This window comes from Malonomonas rubra DSM 5091 (assembly GCF_900142125.1).
Lineage (GTDB): Bacteria > Desulfobacterota > Desulfuromonadia > Desulfuromonadales > Geopsychrobacteraceae > Malonomonas > Malonomonas rubra.
The window spans coordinates 15,771-33,510 of record NZ_FQZT01000004.1 but is presented as its reverse complement, the minus strand read 5'-3'; the positions used below and the strand labels follow the sequence as shown (position 1 = coordinate 33,510).

The following is a 17,740-nucleotide window of genomic DNA, read 5'->3' as shown; positions in this document are numbered from 1 at the left end:
GGGCCTGAATCAGACCGATTCTTTTTCTTCCGTGCTGTTATTTTGCCAAAGTTTTCTGAACGGCAGCTGTAGGAAATCGATACTTAGCCTTTTATCCTGCTCGTGCAAACGGAAACCTTTACCCAGAATCGCACGCTCCAGTCCGGGCATGTGCAGTGCCCCCCAGGGGATGACAACGGTATCGTACTTGTTCAAAGCTTTCGGCAGGTAGCTGAGTACGGCCTTGTTCCGTCTTTCAATCAAATCGTGCATGACGATCTGGTTGGTTTCGCTATTGGTATGCTGCCTGCTCCAGTCGTTGAACCGGCGGAAACCCTCGGCTAAAGAATCGGCATCGAGAAGATAATGACCAAGCGCGTTCAATACCTTGATCGTGCGCGAATCAAACTCCGACAGATCGATATCGGCCTGCAGCACATCGATCTTTTCAGGCGACTTATCCTCCAATCGATCGAGGCTGGCACTGTCGACCAACCGCCCCTCAACCAGCATCCGTTCCTGCGACGCCAACCCGAGCAGATCAGCAATTTTCTGGTAGCTGAAGTCACTCTTTAACAGCCCCAGATTGTCACTCACCCCCTCTGCCAGCAAAATCGCCTGTTTTCCCCGCAGCGACGCACTCAGGTCATCGTAGTAACTCTGCTGGCCGAGATGAATCATACCGTTGAGCAGAATCTGTTTCTCCCCCTTGCGGTAAGTCTTCTCGACCATGTAGAGGCCGTTCGGTTTCAGGCACATGAAACCTGCCCCTTGCTGATCGACAAGATCGCTGACGGAGGAGAAAAACAGCAGGAAAATAACCAGCGGGAAGATCGGGATATTGATCAGCATGAAACGAAGCATGTTCTTCAGGCTGAAACAGGGTTCCGGAAACTGGCTGCTCACAAACAGGCGGCTTTTCTTGTTCAACTTAAAATTCAGCTGCAGGGCCAGCAACCCGATCAACAGCTGGCCAAGCAGCACGATTGCCATGTAATAGGAGCCGGCGCATTTTTCCAGCGGGTAGAAATGGACCATCTGCCAGCAGATAAAAAGCAGCGGCGGCAGCAGCACCCGCTTCGGCAGATACTTATTGAATGCCATGCCGAGGTAGAGCACGAAAGCGAAAAAAGTCAGAAAACTGCCGATAAATCCATAGAGCGGGGACAGCCAGAGGAAGTGCGGAGTCTTGCCAATCAAGGTGTCGGCAATCCCGAGAGCGGCGGCATTGAGAAACAGGATAAGGAAGATATTGCCGATAATGCGCATGTTTTTTCTTTCGCGTAAAGATGCCGAGCAAGCATCGCGGTTACGCCGGGGAATTTTGAAGCTTTTGAATTATGCCATAAAATCGAGCAATCAGCAGGAGTCGGCCAGGCTGAACTTCCAGGCACAGAACCAGCCTTCCGGGTGTTCGTCTGGTGGGCAGGCTATACAGTCGGTTTTTATCCGCGAATCAATTGTTTCGGCAAACGTCGGATACTCCGCCATCCCTCCGGATTTGCAGGGATAGTCAGCCAGCCCCTTACGCTTGCGGGCAAGCTGGACCCGACATTCATTCATACGAAAGACAAAGCTGGAATCGGTCTCTTCAACGATTTCCTGCTTGTTGACCGTTGCGTACAAGCGAAAAGCCAAAGCCCGCTTCAAGCCGTCGAGACCGGGCCGTTCCGGCAAACCGAGAAAGCTTTTGATCATCTTCGCTTCCAGGGGGGAAAAATTAGACCAGCAGGAATCGTTGCAACGTTTCGCATCGGTCATTCCGCGACTGTTCTCCAGAGCCTGAAACCAGACACCGTCATTGGCCAGCCAGTTGACGGCAACACTCTCCTTGAGCATCTCCAGCCGCTCTTCCGGCAGATCGGTGAAAGGAGCGGGAACACCATCCTTCACCTCAAAACCGAGCGTTTTGCCGAGACGCTGAAAAATAATCCCGCTGCTGCGCTCGGTGACTTCGGCCAGCATTTCGTATGCCCGCTCGCGACCCAGTTGATGAGACACTTCGGAGAACCAGAGGGCATGATGCATCATTGCTCGATGCAGAAAATCGAGGACCAGACGGGCATTTTCTTCGTGATTGAGATCGTGCTGCGTGTTTGCGTTAACAGGCATCTGCTCCCTCCAAGCCAAACAAAACATGAAAATTCAAACAGTTAGTCGGAACCACCAGGCGAAACGATTATGCCACAAAATCAACCAATGATCAGCAACGCGAGGTAAGGAACCAGGTTAAAAACGAGGAAAAAGATTTTGAACAGGCCAAGAAAACCGTAAAGGACAGGCACGAACACCTCGCGCGGCATGGGGAAGAAACGGTTTTGCAGCTTGTAAATCAGATCGGGGGCGAGCATGCAGATCAGAAACCAGTAAATCATCAAGCCACCGTTGATAATGCTGCACCACATGAAAAAATCGGTCAGTTTCGTCATATCCACAGGCAACTCCCGAGAAAAGGTCAGGTCGCGGAGGATTCTTGCTTTTCCTCATCCCGCAACCGCATGAAAGGCAGCCGGCCGAAAAATCCTGCAACCAGGCTGACGGCGATCGATAGCAAAAAAAGCAGACTGATGATCTCCATCGGCAATTCTTCATAGCCAAAGATCAGGGTCGCAATGAGAAATGCGGCAAAGTAGGAGAGGATATAAAGTGCCAACCACCAGTAAATGATAAAACCGGTTTTTCGCAGCCAGCCGCGCTTGAAGGTCTGCAGCAAAGGAATTCCCCAGAACCCGACCACGGTGACGGTAATGACGAAAGCCGCGCCGGCAAGGATATCCAGGGCGCTGCCTTCCGCAGAGTCATTGAGTCCCTGCAGCTCCAGCACAGTCAGCAGGACAACCAGGATAACCAGCGGAATAGCGACAAACTTCTGCGCTGGGGTAAAAGGCTTGCCACGCTCCCCTTGCAGGCGAGACTGCATTTCTGTTTCGAGCTTTTCCAACAGGTCAGAGTCGAGACCCGATTTCTGCTTCAGCTCCTCAATTTCGATACGTAATTTCAGCAGCTGGTAATTCTTTTCAACCCGGTTCAGGTCGTATTTGCGGTTCCGTGACAGGCCGAGGCCATCTTTGATTTTCGGCCAGTAGATCAGAACGTAGTAAAGAATAACGATCAAACCAACGATCGCGTTGCTTTCGAAAGCCTCTATCGCTTTAAAGATATCCTGAGTATTCATCCCGCCTCTCTCTGGCCGAGATTAATAGCCGGTATGGGTGAAATCATTATACCAATTACGGGAATTAAAGTCTTACTGCCCACAAATTTCCACGTATCTGATCCACCCCGCCTCCCAAGAAAAGCATTGAAGTGCTGGAAAAATAGATTTTTTTGCAGCTTGACTTGCCGACAAGCGCATTTAGAATTAATGAGAAAAAAGGATTGAAGGGAGAGCGAAATGTATCGAACATCGATTTTGTCAGCCTGCCTTCTTCTATTTCTGGCCTGCCCGGTCAGTGCCGCGGAAATCTACGGCCAGCTCCGCGACAGTCACGGGAAGGTCCCTGCCGGGGCGCAGGTTACCGCAAGTTGCGGCGGCGAACAGATCACGGTCGATAGCTACGGTCGTTATCGCATCACCGACCTGCCGTTGCGCACAAACTGCGAGCTGATCATTAGCTACCAGAAACTGTCAGCCACCCCGGTCAGAATCTACACCAGCAAAAACCGCAACAGCGCCAATATCACTCTCAAACGAGCAGGCAGCCGCCTGCTTGCTATCCGCAGGTGAAGCCATGAGTGGTCCTGAACAGAACAACGAGAAGGCTCTTCCAGAGCGGCGCCAAAAGAAAAGCGGGTGGGAGATTTTCGATATCGTCGCCAAACCGACCGCCAGCCTGCTGACCGCTTTGGCCATCGCATTACTCGGTTACTGGGGCCAGCGCACCATCAGTTCTATCGCCGCCATGGATCAGAACGCCCGCCTCTACACCGAACTGCTGAGCAAACGGGAGCAGTCGGAGAGCAGCCTGCGCAAAGACATGTTCACGCTGATTCTAAAAGATTTCTTTGGCGCCGATAATGGCGGTTCGCCGTCCGCTCCGGCGAGCAGCGCAGAGATTTCACAAAAACTGCTTAAGCTGGAGATGCTGGCCCTCAACTTCGGCGACTCCCTCAGCCTGGCACCGCTGTTTCTAGAAGTCAGTCGTGATATCGATAAAGCCAAGCCCGCCCCGGACGAACGGATGGGCTGGAAAGTCAAAAAAGGGGAACTGACAGGTCGTCTGCACCGGCTAGCAAAGCGGGTGGCGGGTTCACAGCTGGCAGCGCTGAAGCCTCGCGGCAAACCGTTGCATATCGAAATCCCACTGGAAACAGTGAAAAAAACCGAAACCGCCCAGCAAGGCTTCTACACCTGGCCAGAAGATGAAGTCGCACAGATTGCGGTCGGCGACGCCGAGCTGGCCGAGGATTTGAAAATGGAACTGGCGCAGCTGACCCAGGGAGGCATCACCCGGATTCTGACTTTCCAGTTCAGCACCGCAGATTACAAGCAAAAAACCATCGAGGTGGCCCTGACGGTTGAAACCATAAATGCCGACGGAAGCCTCGATAACCAACCGACGGAAATGAGCTTCAACCTAGACTACTACAACTTCCCGCTGATCGATAATACCCGTCTTTCCGACAACCAGCGCTTCGCCCTGGTCCTCTCCGGTTTTGACGAAAACACCGTCAAGGTGGAAGGCGTCCTCTTCCCCGGTGAATTTTCCAGCCAACGTGACAAACCTTACCTGATGGACGCGATAAAGGCGCTTGAAGTCCGTGCAACCCAGCGGGAGCAGGGAAAATGAAAGCACTCGCGCTTATCCTGCTATTGCTTATCCCTCTGCGAATATCGGCAGCAGAATTGCCAGTAGGACAGTGGAACGGCAGCTACACCTTTGCCGATGACGATTCCCTCTGGGTGAAGTATCGCGTTGAGCGGGTTGAAAGCGGAGAAACCTCAGAGCTGCAGATCACCATGCTGGTCGCCGGCGTCGAGATTCCGTTCCAGCAGATACAACTGAATGACTCTCAACTGACATTTCGGATGGATCCGGGGGAGGAAGTCTCTTGCACCCTGTTTATGGATGAAGATGGCGTCTATAGAGGCGAATGCCTTTCAACGACTTCGCCGGATTCAGAACAGAAAATCATGCTTTTCATGCGTCCGCCGCAAACAGATGAAGTAGACGCTGAGCAGCCGGATACAAGTGAAGGAATGGACGAGGGAGACGGCGAAGAGGAAGAATCTGAGGATTCGAACGAAGATCAGGCTGCAGCAGATCAACCGACCTGACAGCTCGGCACCTCTTCTCCGCTGCTGACTTCCAGATACTCTTTGCCCCACTGGCACATCAGTTCAAGGATCGGCACCACACTCTGCCCCAACTCGGTCAGCGAATATTCCACCCGTGGCGGCACTTCGGCGTAGACTTCACGGTGAACCAGACCATCGGCTTCCAGTTCGCGCAACTGCTGGGTCAGCATTTTCTGCGTCACCTTCGCCAGGCGTCTCTGCAGCTGGCTGAAACGCAAGGTCTTGAAACTGAGGTGCCAGAGGATCAAAGACTTCCACTTGCCGCCGATCACGTCCAAAGTGACAGCGACAGTACAGCGATAGTTCTCAATATCAGGCATAACCGCTCCGAATTACTCAATAGTATCTTTTTAGATACTACGATACAAAAAAGTAGGTACTTGCTTTTACCATAGCGACTGGTTAACTTTTACTCGATTTACTCACGAAAAGCAACGCCCCAAAAAATAGAGATAAAGGAGAAAAACATGGCCCAGGAATTCAAGGCTCTGCTGGTTGAGCAGCCGGAGAAGAAGGTTTTCACCCGCAACATCGTCACCCGCTCTGTCGATGATCTGCCGGAAGGCGATCTGCTGGTCAGGGTGCACTACTCATCCCTCAACTTCAAAGATGCCCTCTCGGCGGTCGGCAATCCCGGTGTTACCCGCAACTTCCCGCACACCCCCGGGATCGACGCCGCCGGTGAAGTAGTCGAGTGCAGCGACGGCAGCTTCACTCCCGGCGATAAAGTGATCGTCACCAGCTATGACCTTGGCATGGAGACCGATGGCGGCTTCGGCCAGATGATCCGGGTGCCAAGCAAATGGGCCATCAAATTGCCTGCAGGCCTGAGCCTGAAAGAGAGCATGATGCTCGGAACAGCCGGCCTGACTGCCGCGATGTCGGTACAGGAGCTGATCGAAAATGGCGTAACACCCGAGTCGGGCCCGATCCTGGTTACCGGCGCCACCGGCGGCGTCGGCAGTATCGCTGTCAGCATCCTGGCCAAAGCCGGCTTCTCCGTCACCGCTGCCACCGGCAAGCTGGACGAAACGGATTACCTGAAAGGACTGGGTGCAACTGACGTCATTGAACGTGCAGCCGTCACTGAAGGCAGCGAAAAACCGATGATGAAAACCAAGTGGGCCGGAGTAGTCGACTGCGTCGGCGGCGAAACCCTGGCGGCAGTGCTGAAATCGACCAACTACTGCGGCACTGTCACCTGCTGCGGCCTGGTCGGTTCGCCCGAGCTGGCAGTCAACGTCTTCCCCTTTATCCTGCGCGGCGTGCGGCTGATCGGTATCGACTCGGTCGAAGCGCCGATGGAACCCCGTCTGAAAGTTTGGCAGAAACTGGCGAGCGAGTGGAAACTGGATAACCTGGCAGCGATGGTCGATGAGATCACTCTCGGCGGACTGGAAGAAAAAATCCAGGCCATTCTCAAGGGCGGTCTGAAGCGGCGAGCACTGGTCAACCTGCTCGACAGTTAACCCGCGCCGCCAGAAAAATAAAAAGGCGATCTCACACCGAGATCGCCTTTTTTTGTCCGCGATCGTTGCCAGCAGCCCATTTAACGGTAAAATTTCGATAAATACTGTTTAACCGGGAGGGTGGAAATGACGGCAACAACCTTTATTGAGGACTATTTCAGCAACCTGCATAACGGCGGCCGGCTACAGGATCGGCTGTCAGCAGCTCACCAGATGTTCAACCGTCAATGCCCCGGCATCGCCCGTGTCGGCATCGCCCTGTTCGACGGCGCGACGCGAAAAGTCAAAACCTTTCTCGCTAGCCCGGCCGATTCCAATCCGTTGAAAAACTATCAACACCCACTCGACGATGCCGAGTCGCTGGCGTCGACTGCAGTACCGGGACAGGTCCGCATCGTTAATGATTTGGGCGTTTTTTCCTCCGGCACACGCGAACATACCCTGAAAATCAACGATCTCGGTATGCGTTCCAGCTACACTCTGCCGATCTTTGAGCAGGAGCATTTGCGTGGATTCGTTTTTCTCAATTCACAGCAGAAAGATTTCTTTCAGGGGAAAGCTGTTCTCGGCCAGGTACCGCTGTTCGCCCACTGCCTGGTGCAGATGGTGCTGGAACACCAGGGCACTTTGCGCACATTGATTTCTGCCCTGCGCGTTTCCAGCCGGATGATGCACTACAAAGACCCTGAAACCAGTAACCACCTGGAACGGATGGCTGCGTTCTCCCAGCTTATCGCCCAGGAAATGATCGCTCAGCAGAAGCTTGCACTGGACGATGAAGAGGTCGAGCACATCTACCGCTTTGCCCCCTTGCATGATATCGGCAAAGTCGGTATTCCGGATAAAATCCTGCAAAAAGCAGGCGATCTCGACAGCAGCGAGTGGTCTGTGATGAAAACCCACTCCGGCATCGGCCGAGCTATCGTCGATCAACTGATCAGCGAATTCGGTTTTGCCAACCTGCCCGATATCGATATTCTGCGTCACATTACCGAGCTGCACCACGAAAAGATCGACGGTAGCGGCTACCCTCACGGCTACAGCGGCGACCAGGTTCCCTTTGCTGCCCGCATTGTCAGTGTCAGTGACATCTTCGATGCGCTCACATCTTCCCGCCCATACAAGCAAGCCTGGAGCAACCAGCGGGCGCTGGATGAACTGGAGCAGATGGTGCAGAGAAACCAGCTTGACGCCGACTGTGTAGCAGCCCTGCAGAGCAGACTCGATTCCGTCGAGCAGATCCAGAAGCTGTTCGCTGACAGCTGAAAGTTTACGGATATTTCCTTCCCGTAAATTTAACTCTTTTGCTACCATACCGGGATGTCTTTGCTAATCGACACCCACGCCCACATTGATGCCCCAGAACTGAACGGAACTGGTCTCGACTTGCTTCAACCAGCACAGGAGAAGGGGATCGGAGCCTTGGTTGTTCCGGGCGTGCGCGTCAGTGGCTGGCAAAACCTGCTACAACTGGCTGAGCAGTTCCCGGCACTGTTTGCTGCACCCGGCCTGCACCCAGTTTATGCCCAACAGTGGAATGATGCAGCTGCCGAGCAACTGCAACAGTTGTGCACCCATCCCAAGGCGATTGCCATGGGCGAAATCGGTCTCGATGGTGTCAGTGGTCCGGACATGATGTTGCAGGAGCGGGTACTGAGAGCCCAGCTCGAGATCGCTTTGCAAGCCGAACGGCCGGTGCTGCTGCATGGCCGAAAAGCAACCGGACGTCTGCTCGACATTCTGCGGCAAAAAGAGATCGGCAAAAAAATCGGTGGCATCTGGCACGGCTTTTCCGGCAGCCTGCAAGTCGCCGAAGAGCTGGTGCGTCTTGGTTTTAAAATCGGTGTGGGCCCGATCATCCTGCGCGACTCGGCCCGTAAACTCCCGCAGGCGGTACAGCAGCTGCCACTTGCAGCGCTGGTCTTGGAAACCGACCTGCCCGACATGGCAGAAACACCCGAAGCCCTGATCGCTGTTGCCGAGAAAGTTGCTGAACTGCGCGGGATCAGCCTGGCCGAGGTCGCACAATCGACCAGCGAAAATGCCCGTAAACTCTTTAAAATCGATATCTAAAACCTGGAGTGATAGATGAAAAACATCGCCAATTTCCTCTTCGAGGTCGGCATGCTCAAACGCACGCCGCGCACCGGTTTCCAGTTTCTCGGCTCTGGTGCCGAATCAGTTGCCGAACACAGCTTCCGCACCGCCATGATCGGCTACAGCCTGGCACAGATGGACGGCAACGCCGATGTCGGCCGGGTATTGCAACTCTGCCTGTTTCACGATATTCCGGAGGCGCGCATCGGCGACCTGAATTACGTCAATAAAAAATATGTCAAAGCGGATGAAGAAAAAGCAGTCGAAGATCTGGCCCGTCAGTTGCCCTTCGGCGCTGATTACCGCGCCACCTTGAGCGAATTTATGGCGAAGGAAACTCACGAAGCAAAGCTCGCCCACGACGCCGACCAACTGGAAATGATCCTTGCACTGAAAGAGCACAAAGACCTCGGCAACCGCTACGCCGACGAATGGTATCCCTTCGTACTGGGGCGATTAGCCACCGATGTCGCCAAAGAACTATCAGCGGTAATCTGGGAAACTGATTCATCGAAATGGTGGTTCGATAGCGACGCCGAATGGTGGGTGAGGGGTGAAAAATAGATTTTCCAACAGCCTGCAATCCTTGACCCTCCAAGGCATAAGTGTTATCAAGCTGTGTCTATTTTGAATAAATCGCATGGAGGAGTAAATCATGCTCGATATCAGATATTTACGTGAAAATTTCGACGCTGCAGAGAAAGCTCTGGCCAACCGTGGCGGTGGCATCGATCTGTCAGGCTTCACCGCTCTCGACCAGCAGCGTCGTGAGCTGCTCGGTGAAGGTGAAGCGCTGAAAGCCGAAAAGAACAAGGTTTCGGCGCTGATCGGCAAAACCAAGGACAAGAGCCAGGTTCAGGACGAGATCAAGCGGATGAAGGAAGTCTCCGCCCGCATCAAAGAGCTGGACGATCAGCTGCGTGCTGTTGAAGAGCAGCTCAGCGAAATTCTCATGGGCGTGCCCAACATCCCGCACGCTGCAACCCCGGTCGGCGCTTCGGAAGATGACAACGTTGAGGTTCGTGTTTGGGGTGACAAGCCGCAGTTTGATTTCGACGCCAAGGCCCACTGGGACATCGGTGAGGATCTCGGCGTTCTCGATTTCGAGCGTGCCAGCAAGCTCTCCGGCGCACGCTTTGCACTTTACACCGGCGCCGGTGCGCGGCTGGAGAGGGCACTCATCAACTTCATGCTCGACCTGCACACCGGCGAGCACGGCTACACCGAAACCCTGCCGCCGTTCCTAGTCAACCGCGCGTCGATGACCGGCACCGGTCAGCTACCGAAATTTGAGGAAGACCTGTTCCACACAGAAGATGTCGACCTCTTCCTGATACCGACCGCCGAGGTTCCGGTGACCAACATCCACCGTGACGAAATTCTCAGCGAAAAAGATCTGCCGCTCTGCTACACCGCCTACACCCCCTGCTTCCGCAAAGAGGCGGGCTCCCACGGACGCGACACCCGCGGCCTGATCCGTCAGCATCAGTTCAACAAGGTCGAACTGGTCAAGTTCGTCAAGCCGGAAGATTCCGACGCCGAGCTGGAAAAGCTGCTGAACAACGCCGAAACAGTGCTGCAACTGCTGAAGCTGCCTTACCGGGTGGTCGACCTGTGCACCGGCGACATCGGTTTCTCCGCCGCCCGCACCTTCGACATCGAAGTCTGGCTGCCGGGTCAGGAGTGCTACCGCGAGATTTCCTCCTGTTCCACCTTCACCGACTTCCAGTCCCGCCGCGCTGCCATCCGCTTCCGCCGCGAAGGGGCCAAGAAACCTGAGTTGGTCCATACCCTGAACGGTTCGGGGCTGGCAATCGGCCGCACCTGGCTGGCAATTCTGGAGAATTATCAGCAGGCCGATGGTTCGGTCATCATCCCGGAAGTGCTGCGCCCTTACATGGGCGGGCTGGAAAAGATAGAAAAGTAGCGCCATTCAGGACCGAAGGCTGTTTTAGTCTTGCAATTGGTCCGGATTTTCGCTACAAAGAACGCCGCGTTTTTCGAAACGTACAGCTTAACGGCTACGGAGGAGTGGCCGAGTGGTTTAAGGCGGCGGTCTTGAAAACCGTTGTACGAAAGTACCGTGGGTTCGAATCCTACCTCCTCCGCCACTTTAAGTTGTTCGAAAATTGAATAGTTTTACCACAGCGGAGAGGTGACCGAGAGGCCGATGGTGCTCGCCTGCTAAGCGAGTGTAGTGTATGCTACCGGGGGTTCGAATCCCCCCCTCTCCGCCAGTTATTAAAGAAAAAAGAGTTGACAATCGCTGCAGTTTGAGCGATAACTCTGCCTTCTTGTGCGCCGCTAGCTCAGCTGGATAGAGCGTCTGACTACGGATCAGAAGGTCGGGAGTTCGAATCTTCCGCGGCGCGCCATTTAAAAATCAACGGCTACAAGCTTTCGCTTGTAGCCGTTTTTTGTTTAAAGCTTTTCTTTTTCAGCAGCATCAGAGGGAGTCCTTCAGCTCATTCAAAATGAGGCAATCTGTCGGGAATGCCATTTCCGGCGGATCATCCAGATCGAACCAGGCCACCTCGTCTACGTCAGAACCGGCCTTGATTTCACCACCGACCATCTGCCCGAGAAACCAGATACCGACGGTCTGGCTTCCTTTGTCATGAAAATTTGAATGCACATTAAACACCCGGTCGATGGTGGCTTCCAGGCCTGTCTCCTCTGCGAACTCGCGAATCGCGGCGTTGCGGACATCTTCGTCCCACTCGACATAGCCGCAGGGGATGCACCATTTCCCGGCATAGGAATTATTCCGCCTTGCCAACAGAATTTTGCCTGCCTGCATAATAATGATGGCAACTCCCACGATAGGGTTTCGGTAGTGAATTCTTTCGCACTGTTCGCAGTAGTGGCGGATCAAGGTATCGAATTCCTTGTGCGTAATGCGACCGCCACAGCAGGGGCAATAATTGAATTCCATTGACATTCCTTATGCTGGCAGACACCTGCACAGCTTCAAAGCTCGTCACCACCGATCAGACTGAGCACTTTCTCAACCTTGAAGTAGACAAGAAATTTCGGCCCCTTGGCTTTATCTTCCTCGGCCGTCAACCAACGTCTGGTCAGCTGAGAAATCAGTTCGGGGTCATCATCTTCGCGCTCTTTTTTCAGGAAGAGCCGCACCCCCCTGTAGCCAGGAGAGTCTTCTCTGAACAGGTAAGCGGCGTAGGGGTTTTCCTGCAGATTTTTATGGCTCAGGCGATCGCGCATGATCATCGCCACAGTTCCGTCCTCCATGATGTGAGGACGGGCGTAAATCGCCGCATCAACTCGTCCCTGGCCATCGGCGGTAGAAAGAACACCGCTCCCCGCGGTTTCGGAAAAGTAGGCCTTCAGGTTCATGATTTATCCTTTCTGCCCGAAGAGGGCTGGAAATAGCGCTTAGCTAACAGGTCAACTTGCTTCAGGTCATTACAGATCAGCAGGTTCGGCAGGCTGGTAAACTGGCGTACAGCATGGCCGCCGGCGATTATTTTGATGGCCGGGTCGAGACTTTTACGCAGACTGCTCAAATTCTGCTTGGCCTGGCGTGCCGAGTAGTGACCGCTGAAGGAAAGGGCCACGGCGACAACTTCCAGCTCCTGCGCCAAAGCAGGCACTTCAGACAGCGGCAGCTCCTCACTCAGCCAGATTGCCGGCAACCCGGCCTGCTCGAACAGAACGGCCGCCAGCAGCAGGCCGAGTTTGTGGCGTTCACCGCTGAGGGTCAGAAACAGAATCGATGGATCTGAACCTGTGCTGCTACCGCTTAGTCTTGTCCGCAGCAGGGCTTCCAACTGGTCGGAGATGAGGTGCTCGCGGGCGATGCTCAGCTGGCCACTGTTCCAGCCGTGATCGAGCAGTTGCAGCAGCGGCACCGCATACTGGTGGATGAAGTTGACTAGGTCGAGAGCGTCCAGCTGTCTCGACATCTCCGAACCGATCTCGCCCGGCCGCATCTGGTAAACCAGCTTTTGCAGCCCCCTGTCCTGAGGGAAGCCCTGGGCGGAGAGTTCAGAAAGCAATTCCCGCCGTTGGGCTGGCGTGAGAGAAAAAATCTTCCCCGGCCTCTGGCCCAAACTCTGCAGTGTTTTCACCACGCGTAACTCTTCGACCTGCTGCAACGAGTAGCTACGGTGACCACGGGCATCACGATCTGGAACCGGAAAACCGTAGCGGCGTTCCCAGATGCGTAAAGTATCGATGCCGATACCGATTTCCTGGCTGAGTTGTTGAATTGTCATTTTTTGTCCTAGACAAATTTGTATTTGCTGTAATAATATACAAAAAAACATGACGAATCAAGTCATATTTCGGAATCAAGGAGATGAACATGGACAAAAAACTGGAGCAGTTGTTTTACGCAGTATTGGGCGGTGCCCTCGCCGTGAAGGAGAAGATCGAAGCCAACAATGAGGAGCTGAAGGCGTGGCAGGAAAAGAGTGAAGAAAACGCCCGTACCTTCTTCGATGAAATGGCTCAGCGCGGCGAGAAGGAGAAAGAGCAGTTCAAGGGAATGTTTAAAGACATCCTTAAAGAGGTCATCGACGAACTCGATCTCGTCACTAAACAGGATATTGAGAAACTGCGCAAAGACCTGGAGAAATAAGTGATTCGCCGTACCCTGATCGCCATATATTATTGTCGCCCGCAACGCAGCTATGCGGTGTTCCGGTTTCTGGTCACCGTATTCCTGCTGTTCCGGCGACGCCAACGCTGGCTGCTCTGGACGCCCCTGGCTCCCGAAGCGCTGGTGGCGAACATCCGCGCGCTCGGAGCCAGCTTTCTCAAGCTGGCCCAGGTGCTGGCGACACGGGCAGACTTTTTCGACCAAACTTACCTGCAGGCATTGCGACAGCTGCACGACAAAATGCCGGCCATGCGCGAAAAGCATCGCCGGCGCGCTTACAAACGCGCATTTCCCGACTCGCGGATTTTCAGCAAATTTGATGATGAACCGGTCGCCAGCGCTTCGATCGGCCAGGTACACAAAGCAACCCTGCAGGATTCCGGCGAAACTGTCGCGGTCAAGCTGCTGCGGGAAAATATCCAGTTCCAGGTAAGGGTCGATATCTTCCTGCTCAATTTCTTCCTGCGCCTGTTCAGACCTCTGTTCACCGATCAGACCCGGCATTCGATCGAATCGGTGCTGCGCGCTTTTTCCCAAGTGATCCTGCAGGAAGTCAGCATGCTGCAGGAGCTGGCGAACATGGAACACTTCAGCCAGGTCTACGCCGACTCCGGGGTGCGCTTCCCGCAGCCTTATCCTGAATACTGCTCCGACACCGCGCTGGTGATGAGTTTTGAGCAGGGAGCCCGCTTCGACGATGTCGCCGCGGTTGCGAAGCTCAATGTCTCTTTCGAAGAGCTGATGAAACAGCTGGTGCTGTTCTACACCGAGCAGATGCTGATCAAAGGCTACTTCCATGCCGACCCGCACCCCGGCAACCTGCTGGTCAGCCCGCAGGGTGAGTTGATCCTGCTCGATTTCGGCATGGTCAGCCGAATTCCGCAGCAGATGCGCCAGGCGATGATTTACGCGGTCAAGGCAGCTTACGAGCGCGATTTCGAAATGCTGGTCAACGCCACCCGCAAGATGGGCATTCTCACAGAAGAGTCAGACTTCAGCGCACTGAGCAGCGTCGCCGAGAGCCTGTTCGAAGTTTTCGACAGCGACCATCTCGATGCCTCCAGCATGCAGGAACTGGCCTTCGGTATCCTCGAAGTGCTCAACGACCAACCCTTCAAGCTGCCGCAGGATATCATCTACGTGATGCGGGTCAGTTCACTGGTCGAGGGCCTCGGTACCCAGTACATCGAAAATTTCAACGGCATCAAGGATATCCTGCCGATCCTCAAGGAAAGCCTGCCGCGCGCCCTTGGCGAAGACCGGCTGCCGCTGGAGAAAATGAAGCACGAACTGTTGCAGCTGCCAATGACGGCAACCAAGGCACGACGGGTGGTCGAACTGGCAGAACAGGGTGAACTGGTGGTGCGGATGGCGACAGCAGACCGGCAATTCCTTCTGGGGCGGCTGGAGAGATATCTCGCCACCCTGGGCTGGCTGATTTTTTACCTGGCCCTCGGTTTTTACTTTCAACGATTTCAGCAGCAATGGCTGCAGTACGCATCTTATAGCTGTTTGCTGCTGGCGCTACTTGTTCTATTGAAGAGAAAGGAAAAGGGATGAATTTTTTACAAGAGCAATCCGCCAATATTGTCACCGATGTACTCGCTTATTTTGCCCCGCGTATCGATGAAGAACCGGCCCTGCTTCTGCGCCAGGTTGAAAGCGAACTGGATTCACTCTACATCCGTTACGGCAACGACTGGACCGGACGCGGTTATGTTGGGGATTCCCAGCAGGAAGCCACAATCGCTGCACTCGAAGCAGTCCGCGCGGAATGTCTGAGCCGCTTGCATAAAAGGAGCTACGGATGAAAGCTGCAATCATTGGTGCCGGAATGGCTGGGCTGACGGTCGCCAGCATTTTACGAGCGGCAGGCTACGAAGCCACGGTTTTCGATAAAAGCAAAGGCACGGGCGGTCGACTCTCCAGCCGCTCCTACGGCTCGGGCTGGATCGATCACGGGGCCCCCTATTTTTCTGCCAACCTGCCCTACCTGACCGATTTCCTCAGCGAGAATCTGCCCGCTGGCAAACTGCAGCACTGGCAGGGCCTGATTTCCGGGCAACTGCGCAGCGACGAACAGCTGCAGGCGGTCGGGGTGCCGCGCAACAGCGCCATAACCCGTGGCCTGCTCGGCGACCAGCCGTTTCAGCCGTCAACCCGCATCGCCCGTATCGAACCGGGCGCAGAAGGCTGGCAGCTGTACAACGATGGGGACAGCCTGCTTGGTCACTGGCCACTGGTCATCGTTGCGGTGCCGGCGCCACAGGCCCTGATGCTACTGAAAGATCAGCAGCGTTTTGCCGAACAGATCAGAGGTGTGCGCATGGAACCGGCCTGGGTTGCAGCCATCAGCGCCGGCGAGCGCCGCTATCGCCTGCCTGAAGTTGCTGTTTTTCAGCACCCGGTGATCCGTCGCATCGTCGACAATAGCGCCAAACCGCAACGCGGCAACGACAATGTCTACCTGGTACAGGCACAGAAAGACTGGTCTCAGCAGCATCTGGAAGATCCGCCCGAACAGGTCGGCCAGCAGCTGCTGCACAGTTTCAGAGCCCTGGCAGGTCACAGCGACGACGATCGGCTGCTGTTCGTCCATCGCTGGCGCTACGCTTTCACGGAAAAACCTCTGGGCCATCCGTTTCTCTGGGACAAGCAGCTGAAGCTTGGTGTCTGTGGCGACTGGTGCTTGGGTCGAAGGGTCGAAGATGCCTGGCAGAGTGGCGCCGATCTGGCCGTGCGGATTCTTGCCCAACTGGACAGGGAGATCTGAATGCAGGTGAGCCGACGGATAAATGCTCCGCCGCAACGCGTCTGGGAGATTCTCATCGACACCGAACAGTGGCCGGTCTGGGGCCCCTCTGTGACTGCCGTCGATTTCCCCAAGCGCTGGATCGAAGCCGGCTCAGCAGGACGGATAAAAACCGCCATCGGCTTATGGTCAGAATTCGAGATCACTGATTTTGAGCTGATGCAGTATTGGGGCTGGAAGGTGGCCGGACTGACAGCAACGGGACACCGGCTGATCGCCCATGGGGATGAGCACTGCGAGCTGGTATTTGAGCTGCCGTTTATCGCCTTGCCCTATGCCCTTATTTGCCGCCAGGCGGCGAACCGCATCGCTCGCATGGCAGAGGGAGAAAAGGAGCAGGAGAATGGCTGAAATTATTCAACAAAAACGTGCTGAAGCCGCATTGAAGAATATGTTCATTGCCGACGCCCTGGCGATGCCGGTGCACTGGTTTTACAACCCGCTCGACATCGAAAAAGCCTTCCCAGGCGGGATTTTCCGCTTCGAAGCGGCCCCGGACTTCCACCCCTCTTCGATCATGTCGCTGCACTCGACAGTTAAAGGCGGGCGCGGCAGTCAACAGGCGAAGCACCAACAGCGACAGATTGTCGGCGATGTTATCCTCAAGGGCCGGCGCAAATACTGGGGCGTTGCCAACCAGCACTACCACCAGGGCATGCAGGCCGGGGAGAATACCCTCAACGCGCATTGCGCGCGGGTTGTTCTGCGCTCCCTGGCGGCAAATGGTGGCCTCTATCACAAAGAAGTTTTTCTCGATAACTACATTGACTTCATGACCAGTGACCCGCCGCAACATCCAGACACCTATGCGGAGTCCTACCACCGTGGCTTTTTCGCCAATCTTGAAGTGGGCAAAGCGAAAGACCGTTGTGCTGCAGTCACCCACGACACCCCATCGATCGGCGGGCTGGTGACCATCGCCCCAATCCTGCTGTCGGAACGGCTGCGCGGTCGCCCATTGATCGAAGCTCAGGGACATTGCCTGAAGCACCTGTTCCTGACCCATCCGGATAAAAACCTCGGCCATATCTGCGCAATTTATGTCGAGCTGCTCGACGCCCTGCTGTTCCGCGATGACAACCAGTCTGCCCTTGACCTGCTGGCGCGTGCGGCGAAAAGCAGCATCGGCCTCGACCTGCCGGCGCTGGTCGAAAACACCAGCGATGACATGCATGTCGTCGGCGGTCTGTTTTCTTCCGCCTGCTACATCCAGGGAGCTTGGCCGAGCCTGCTCTACCTGGCCTACAAATATTCCAGCGCCCCGCGGCAGGCGCTTCTGGTCAACACCAATCTTGGTGGTGACAATGTTCATCGCGGAATCGTACTGGGAACCCTGTTAGGCCTTATGAATGCTGCTACAGTTAATGAGTGGTTCGAGCAGCTGATCGACAAAGAACTGCTCAGCGGAGAAATCGACACCCTGCTGACCCTCTCGCACTCTGAAGGCTGAAGAGGAGATT

22 protein-coding genes and 3 tRNA genes are annotated in these 17,740 nt (G+C 54.9%); 17 read left to right on the top strand and 8 right to left on the bottom strand.

Annotated features, from left to right (window positions below; genetic code table 11):
• Positions 1-9: 9 nt before the first annotated feature.
• From BUB13_RS06975 to BUB13_RS06960, 4 genes are all read right to left on the bottom strand, one after another.
• On the bottom strand, positions 10-1,248 hold the full coding sequence (locus BUB13_RS06975) for a hypothetical protein (RefSeq protein WP_072907213.1): 1,239 nt from the start codon (positions 1,246-1,248) through the stop codon (positions 10-12).
• 90 nt (positions 1,249-1,338) lie between these two features.
• On the bottom strand, positions 1,339-2,091 hold the full coding sequence (locus BUB13_RS06970; protein ID WP_072907211.1) for a DUF6125 family protein: 753 nt from the start codon (positions 2,089-2,091) through the stop codon (positions 1,339-1,341).
• Between the two features lie 80 nt (positions 2,092-2,171).
• Entirely contained in the window at positions 2,172-2,408 is a 237-nt protein-coding gene (locus tag BUB13_RS06965) for a DUF6868 family protein (RefSeq protein WP_244151852.1), read from the bottom strand.
• A gap of 26 nt (positions 2,409-2,434) precedes the next feature.
• The gene (locus tag BUB13_RS06960; protein WP_072907207.1) at positions 2,435-3,154 is read right to left on the bottom strand and encodes a hypothetical protein; all 720 of its coding nucleotides are present in this window, start codon (positions 3,152-3,154) and stop codon (positions 2,435-2,437) included.
• Positions 3,155-3,373: 219 nt separating this feature from the next.
• Here BUB13_RS06960 and BUB13_RS06955 point away from each other — a divergent pair, with 219 nt between their 5' ends.
• The 3 genes from BUB13_RS06955 to BUB13_RS06945 are packed head-to-tail and all read left to right on the top strand — an operon-like array spanning position 3,374 to position 5,257.
• Positions 3,374-3,706, top strand: a complete 333-nt coding sequence (locus BUB13_RS06955; RefSeq protein WP_072907206.1) for a carboxypeptidase-like regulatory domain-containing protein — start codon at positions 3,374-3,376, stop codon at positions 3,704-3,706.
• A gap of 4 nt (positions 3,707-3,710) precedes the next feature.
• Positions 3,711-4,769, top strand: coding sequence for a hypothetical protein (locus BUB13_RS06950; RefSeq protein ID WP_072907204.1), 1,059 nt, complete (start codon positions 3,711-3,713; stop codon positions 4,767-4,769).
• Positions 4,766-5,257, top strand: coding sequence for a hypothetical protein (locus BUB13_RS06945; protein WP_072907202.1), 492 nt, complete (start codon positions 4,766-4,768; stop codon positions 5,255-5,257). Before BUB13_RS06950 ends, BUB13_RS06945 begins: the two co-directional genes overlap by 4 nt.
• Here BUB13_RS06945 and BUB13_RS06940 read toward each other — a convergent pair.
• Positions 5,245-5,598 carry a winged helix-turn-helix transcriptional regulator gene (locus tag BUB13_RS06940; RefSeq protein ID WP_072907200.1) on the bottom strand — a complete coding sequence of 118 codons (354 nt, stop codon included), beginning with the start codon at positions 5,596-5,598 and terminating at the stop codon, positions 5,245-5,247. The genes BUB13_RS06945 and BUB13_RS06940 overlap by 13 nt on opposite strands.
• A gap of 147 nt (positions 5,599-5,745) precedes the next feature.
• Between BUB13_RS06940 and BUB13_RS06935 the strand changes: the two genes are divergently transcribed.
• The 8 genes from BUB13_RS06935 to BUB13_RS06900 all read left to right on the top strand — a co-directional run bounded on the left by BUB13_RS06935 (position 5,746) and on the right by BUB13_RS06900 (position 11,219).
• Positions 5,746-6,747, top strand: coding sequence for a YhdH/YhfP family quinone oxidoreductase (locus tag BUB13_RS06935; protein ID WP_072907198.1), 1,002 nt, complete (start codon positions 5,746-5,748; stop codon positions 6,745-6,747).
• A 126-nt stretch (positions 6,748-6,873) separates the two neighbouring features.
• Positions 6,874-8,013, top strand: coding sequence for an HD-GYP domain-containing protein (locus BUB13_RS06930; protein WP_072907196.1), 1,140 nt, complete (start codon positions 6,874-6,876; stop codon positions 8,011-8,013).
• A 54-nt stretch (positions 8,014-8,067) separates the two neighbouring features.
• Complete coding sequence (locus BUB13_RS06925; RefSeq protein WP_084091827.1) at positions 8,068-8,820, top strand: TatD family hydrolase; 753 nt, start codon at positions 8,068-8,070, stop codon at positions 8,818-8,820.
• Between the two features lie 15 nt (positions 8,821-8,835).
• Positions 8,836-9,408 carry an HD domain-containing protein gene (locus BUB13_RS06920; RefSeq protein WP_072907192.1) on the top strand — a complete coding sequence of 191 codons (573 nt, stop codon included), beginning with the start codon at positions 8,836-8,838 and terminating at the stop codon, positions 9,406-9,408.
• 91 nt (positions 9,409-9,499) lie between these two features.
• The gene (gene serS / locus BUB13_RS06915) at positions 9,500-10,771 is read left to right on the top strand and encodes a serine--tRNA ligase (RefSeq protein WP_072907190.1); all 1,272 of its coding nucleotides are present in this window, start codon (positions 9,500-9,502) and stop codon (positions 10,769-10,771) included.
• Between the two features lie 98 nt (positions 10,772-10,869).
• Positions 10,870-10,955 (top strand) — tRNA-Ser (locus BUB13_RS06910).
• A gap of 38 nt (positions 10,956-10,993) precedes the next feature.
• A tRNA-Ser gene (locus BUB13_RS06905) sits at positions 10,994-11,081 on the top strand.
• Between the two features lie 61 nt (positions 11,082-11,142).
• Positions 11,143-11,219, top strand: a tRNA-Arg gene (locus tag BUB13_RS06900).
• A gap of 71 nt (positions 11,220-11,290) precedes the next feature.
• On the opposite strand, the gene BUB13_RS06895 is transcribed toward BUB13_RS06900, so the two are convergent.
• Genes BUB13_RS06895 through BUB13_RS06885 form a run of 3 tightly spaced genes read right to left on the bottom strand, consistent with a single transcriptional unit; the run spans position 11,291 to position 13,082 of the window.
• Positions 11,291-11,779: an NUDIX hydrolase gene (locus tag BUB13_RS06895; protein WP_208610135.1), complete on the bottom strand. Its 489-nt coding sequence runs from the start codon at positions 11,777-11,779 to the stop codon at positions 11,291-11,293.
• Positions 11,780-11,814: 35 nt separating this feature from the next.
• A complete protein-coding gene (locus BUB13_RS06890) occupies positions 11,815-12,201 on the bottom strand; it encodes a pyridoxamine 5'-phosphate oxidase family protein (protein WP_072907186.1) in 387 nt (128 codons plus the stop codon).
• Positions 12,198-13,082 (bottom strand): MerR family transcriptional regulator, encoded by an 885-nt coding sequence (locus tag BUB13_RS06885; protein ID WP_072907184.1) that lies wholly within the window; start codon positions 13,080-13,082, stop codon positions 12,198-12,200. The genes BUB13_RS06890 and BUB13_RS06885 overlap by 4 nt, the downstream gene beginning before the upstream one ends.
• Positions 13,083-13,171: 89 nt before the next feature.
• Here BUB13_RS06885 and BUB13_RS06880 point away from each other — a divergent pair, with 89 nt between their 5' ends.
• Genes BUB13_RS06880 through BUB13_RS06855 form a run of 6 tightly spaced genes read left to right on the top strand, consistent with a single transcriptional unit; the run spans position 13,172 to position 17,730 of the window.
• A complete protein-coding gene (locus BUB13_RS06880) occupies positions 13,172-13,447 on the top strand; it encodes a hypothetical protein (RefSeq protein WP_072907182.1) in 276 nt (91 codons plus the stop codon).
• Entirely contained in the window at positions 13,448-15,028 is a 1,581-nt protein-coding gene (locus BUB13_RS06875; RefSeq protein WP_072907180.1) for an ABC1 kinase family protein, read from the top strand.
• Positions 15,025-15,279 carry a hypothetical protein gene (locus BUB13_RS06870; protein WP_139249325.1) on the top strand — a complete coding sequence of 85 codons (255 nt, stop codon included), beginning with the start codon at positions 15,025-15,027 and terminating at the stop codon, positions 15,277-15,279. Before BUB13_RS06875 ends, BUB13_RS06870 begins: the two co-directional genes overlap by 4 nt.
• The gene (locus BUB13_RS06865) at positions 15,276-16,241 is read left to right on the top strand and encodes an NAD(P)/FAD-dependent oxidoreductase (RefSeq protein WP_072907176.1); all 966 of its coding nucleotides are present in this window, start codon (positions 15,276-15,278) and stop codon (positions 16,239-16,241) included. The genes BUB13_RS06870 and BUB13_RS06865 overlap by 4 nt, the downstream gene beginning before the upstream one ends.
• On the top strand, positions 16,242-16,631 hold the full coding sequence (locus BUB13_RS06860; protein WP_072907174.1) for an SRPBCC family protein: 390 nt from the start codon (positions 16,242-16,244) through the stop codon (positions 16,629-16,631).
• Positions 16,624-17,730: an ADP-ribosylglycohydrolase family protein gene (locus BUB13_RS06855; RefSeq protein ID WP_072907172.1), complete on the top strand. Its 1,107-nt coding sequence runs from the start codon at positions 16,624-16,626 to the stop codon at positions 17,728-17,730. Before BUB13_RS06860 ends, BUB13_RS06855 begins: the two co-directional genes overlap by 8 nt.
• The last annotated feature ends 10 nt before the right edge of the window (positions 17,731-17,740 follow it).

Coding starts and splice junctions, on each gene's coding strand:
- BUB13_RS06975 (WP_072907213.1), bottom strand. CDS start 1,248: ATGCGCATTATCGGCAATATCTTCCTTATCCTGTTTCTCAATGCCGCC.
- BUB13_RS06970 (WP_072907211.1), bottom strand. CDS start 2,091: ATGCCTGTTAACGCAAACACGCAGCACGATCTCAATCACGAAGAAAAT.
- BUB13_RS06965 (WP_244151852.1), bottom strand. CDS start 2,408: ATGACGAAACTGACCGATTTTTTCATGTGGTGCAGCATTATCAACGGT.
- BUB13_RS06960 (WP_072907207.1), bottom strand. CDS start 3,154: ATGAATACTCAGGATATCTTTAAAGCGATAGAGGCTTTCGAAAGCAAC.
- BUB13_RS06955 (WP_072907206.1), top strand. CDS start 3,374: ATGTATCGAACATCGATTTTGTCAGCCTGCCTTCTTCTATTTCTGGCC.
- BUB13_RS06950 (WP_072907204.1), top strand. CDS start 3,711: ATGAGTGGTCCTGAACAGAACAACGAGAAGGCTCTTCCAGAGCGGCGC.
- BUB13_RS06945 (WP_072907202.1), top strand. CDS start 4,766: ATGAAAGCACTCGCGCTTATCCTGCTATTGCTTATCCCTCTGCGAATA.
- BUB13_RS06940 (WP_072907200.1), bottom strand. CDS start 5,598: ATGCCTGATATTGAGAACTATCGCTGTACTGTCGCTGTCACTTTGGAC.
- BUB13_RS06935 (WP_072907198.1), top strand. CDS start 5,746: ATGGCCCAGGAATTCAAGGCTCTGCTGGTTGAGCAGCCGGAGAAGAAG.
- BUB13_RS06930 (WP_072907196.1), top strand. CDS start 6,874: ATGACGGCAACAACCTTTATTGAGGACTATTTCAGCAACCTGCATAAC.
- BUB13_RS06925 (WP_084091827.1), top strand. CDS start 8,068: ATGTCTTTGCTAATCGACACCCACGCCCACATTGATGCCCCAGAACTG.
- BUB13_RS06920 (WP_072907192.1), top strand. CDS start 8,836: ATGAAAAACATCGCCAATTTCCTCTTCGAGGTCGGCATGCTCAAACGC.
- serS (WP_072907190.1), top strand. CDS start 9,500: ATGCTCGATATCAGATATTTACGTGAAAATTTCGACGCTGCAGAGAAA.
- BUB13_RS06895 (WP_208610135.1), bottom strand. CDS start 11,779: ATGGAATTCAATTATTGCCCCTGCTGTGGCGGTCGCATTACGCACAAG.
- BUB13_RS06890 (WP_072907186.1), bottom strand. CDS start 12,201: ATGAACCTGAAGGCCTACTTTTCCGAAACCGCGGGGAGCGGTGTTCTT.
- BUB13_RS06885 (WP_072907184.1), bottom strand. CDS start 13,082: ATGACAATTCAACAACTCAGCCAGGAAATCGGTATCGGCATCGATACT.
- BUB13_RS06880 (WP_072907182.1), top strand. CDS start 13,172: ATGGACAAAAAACTGGAGCAGTTGTTTTACGCAGTATTGGGCGGTGCC.
- BUB13_RS06870 (WP_139249325.1), top strand. CDS start 15,025: ATGAATTTTTTACAAGAGCAATCCGCCAATATTGTCACCGATGTACTC.
- BUB13_RS06865 (WP_072907176.1), top strand. CDS start 15,276: ATGAAAGCTGCAATCATTGGTGCCGGAATGGCTGGGCTGACGGTCGCC.
- BUB13_RS06860 (WP_072907174.1), top strand. CDS start 16,242: ATGCAGGTGAGCCGACGGATAAATGCTCCGCCGCAACGCGTCTGGGAG.
- BUB13_RS06855 (WP_072907172.1), top strand. CDS start 16,624: ATGGCTGAAATTATTCAACAAAAACGTGCTGAAGCCGCATTGAAGAAT.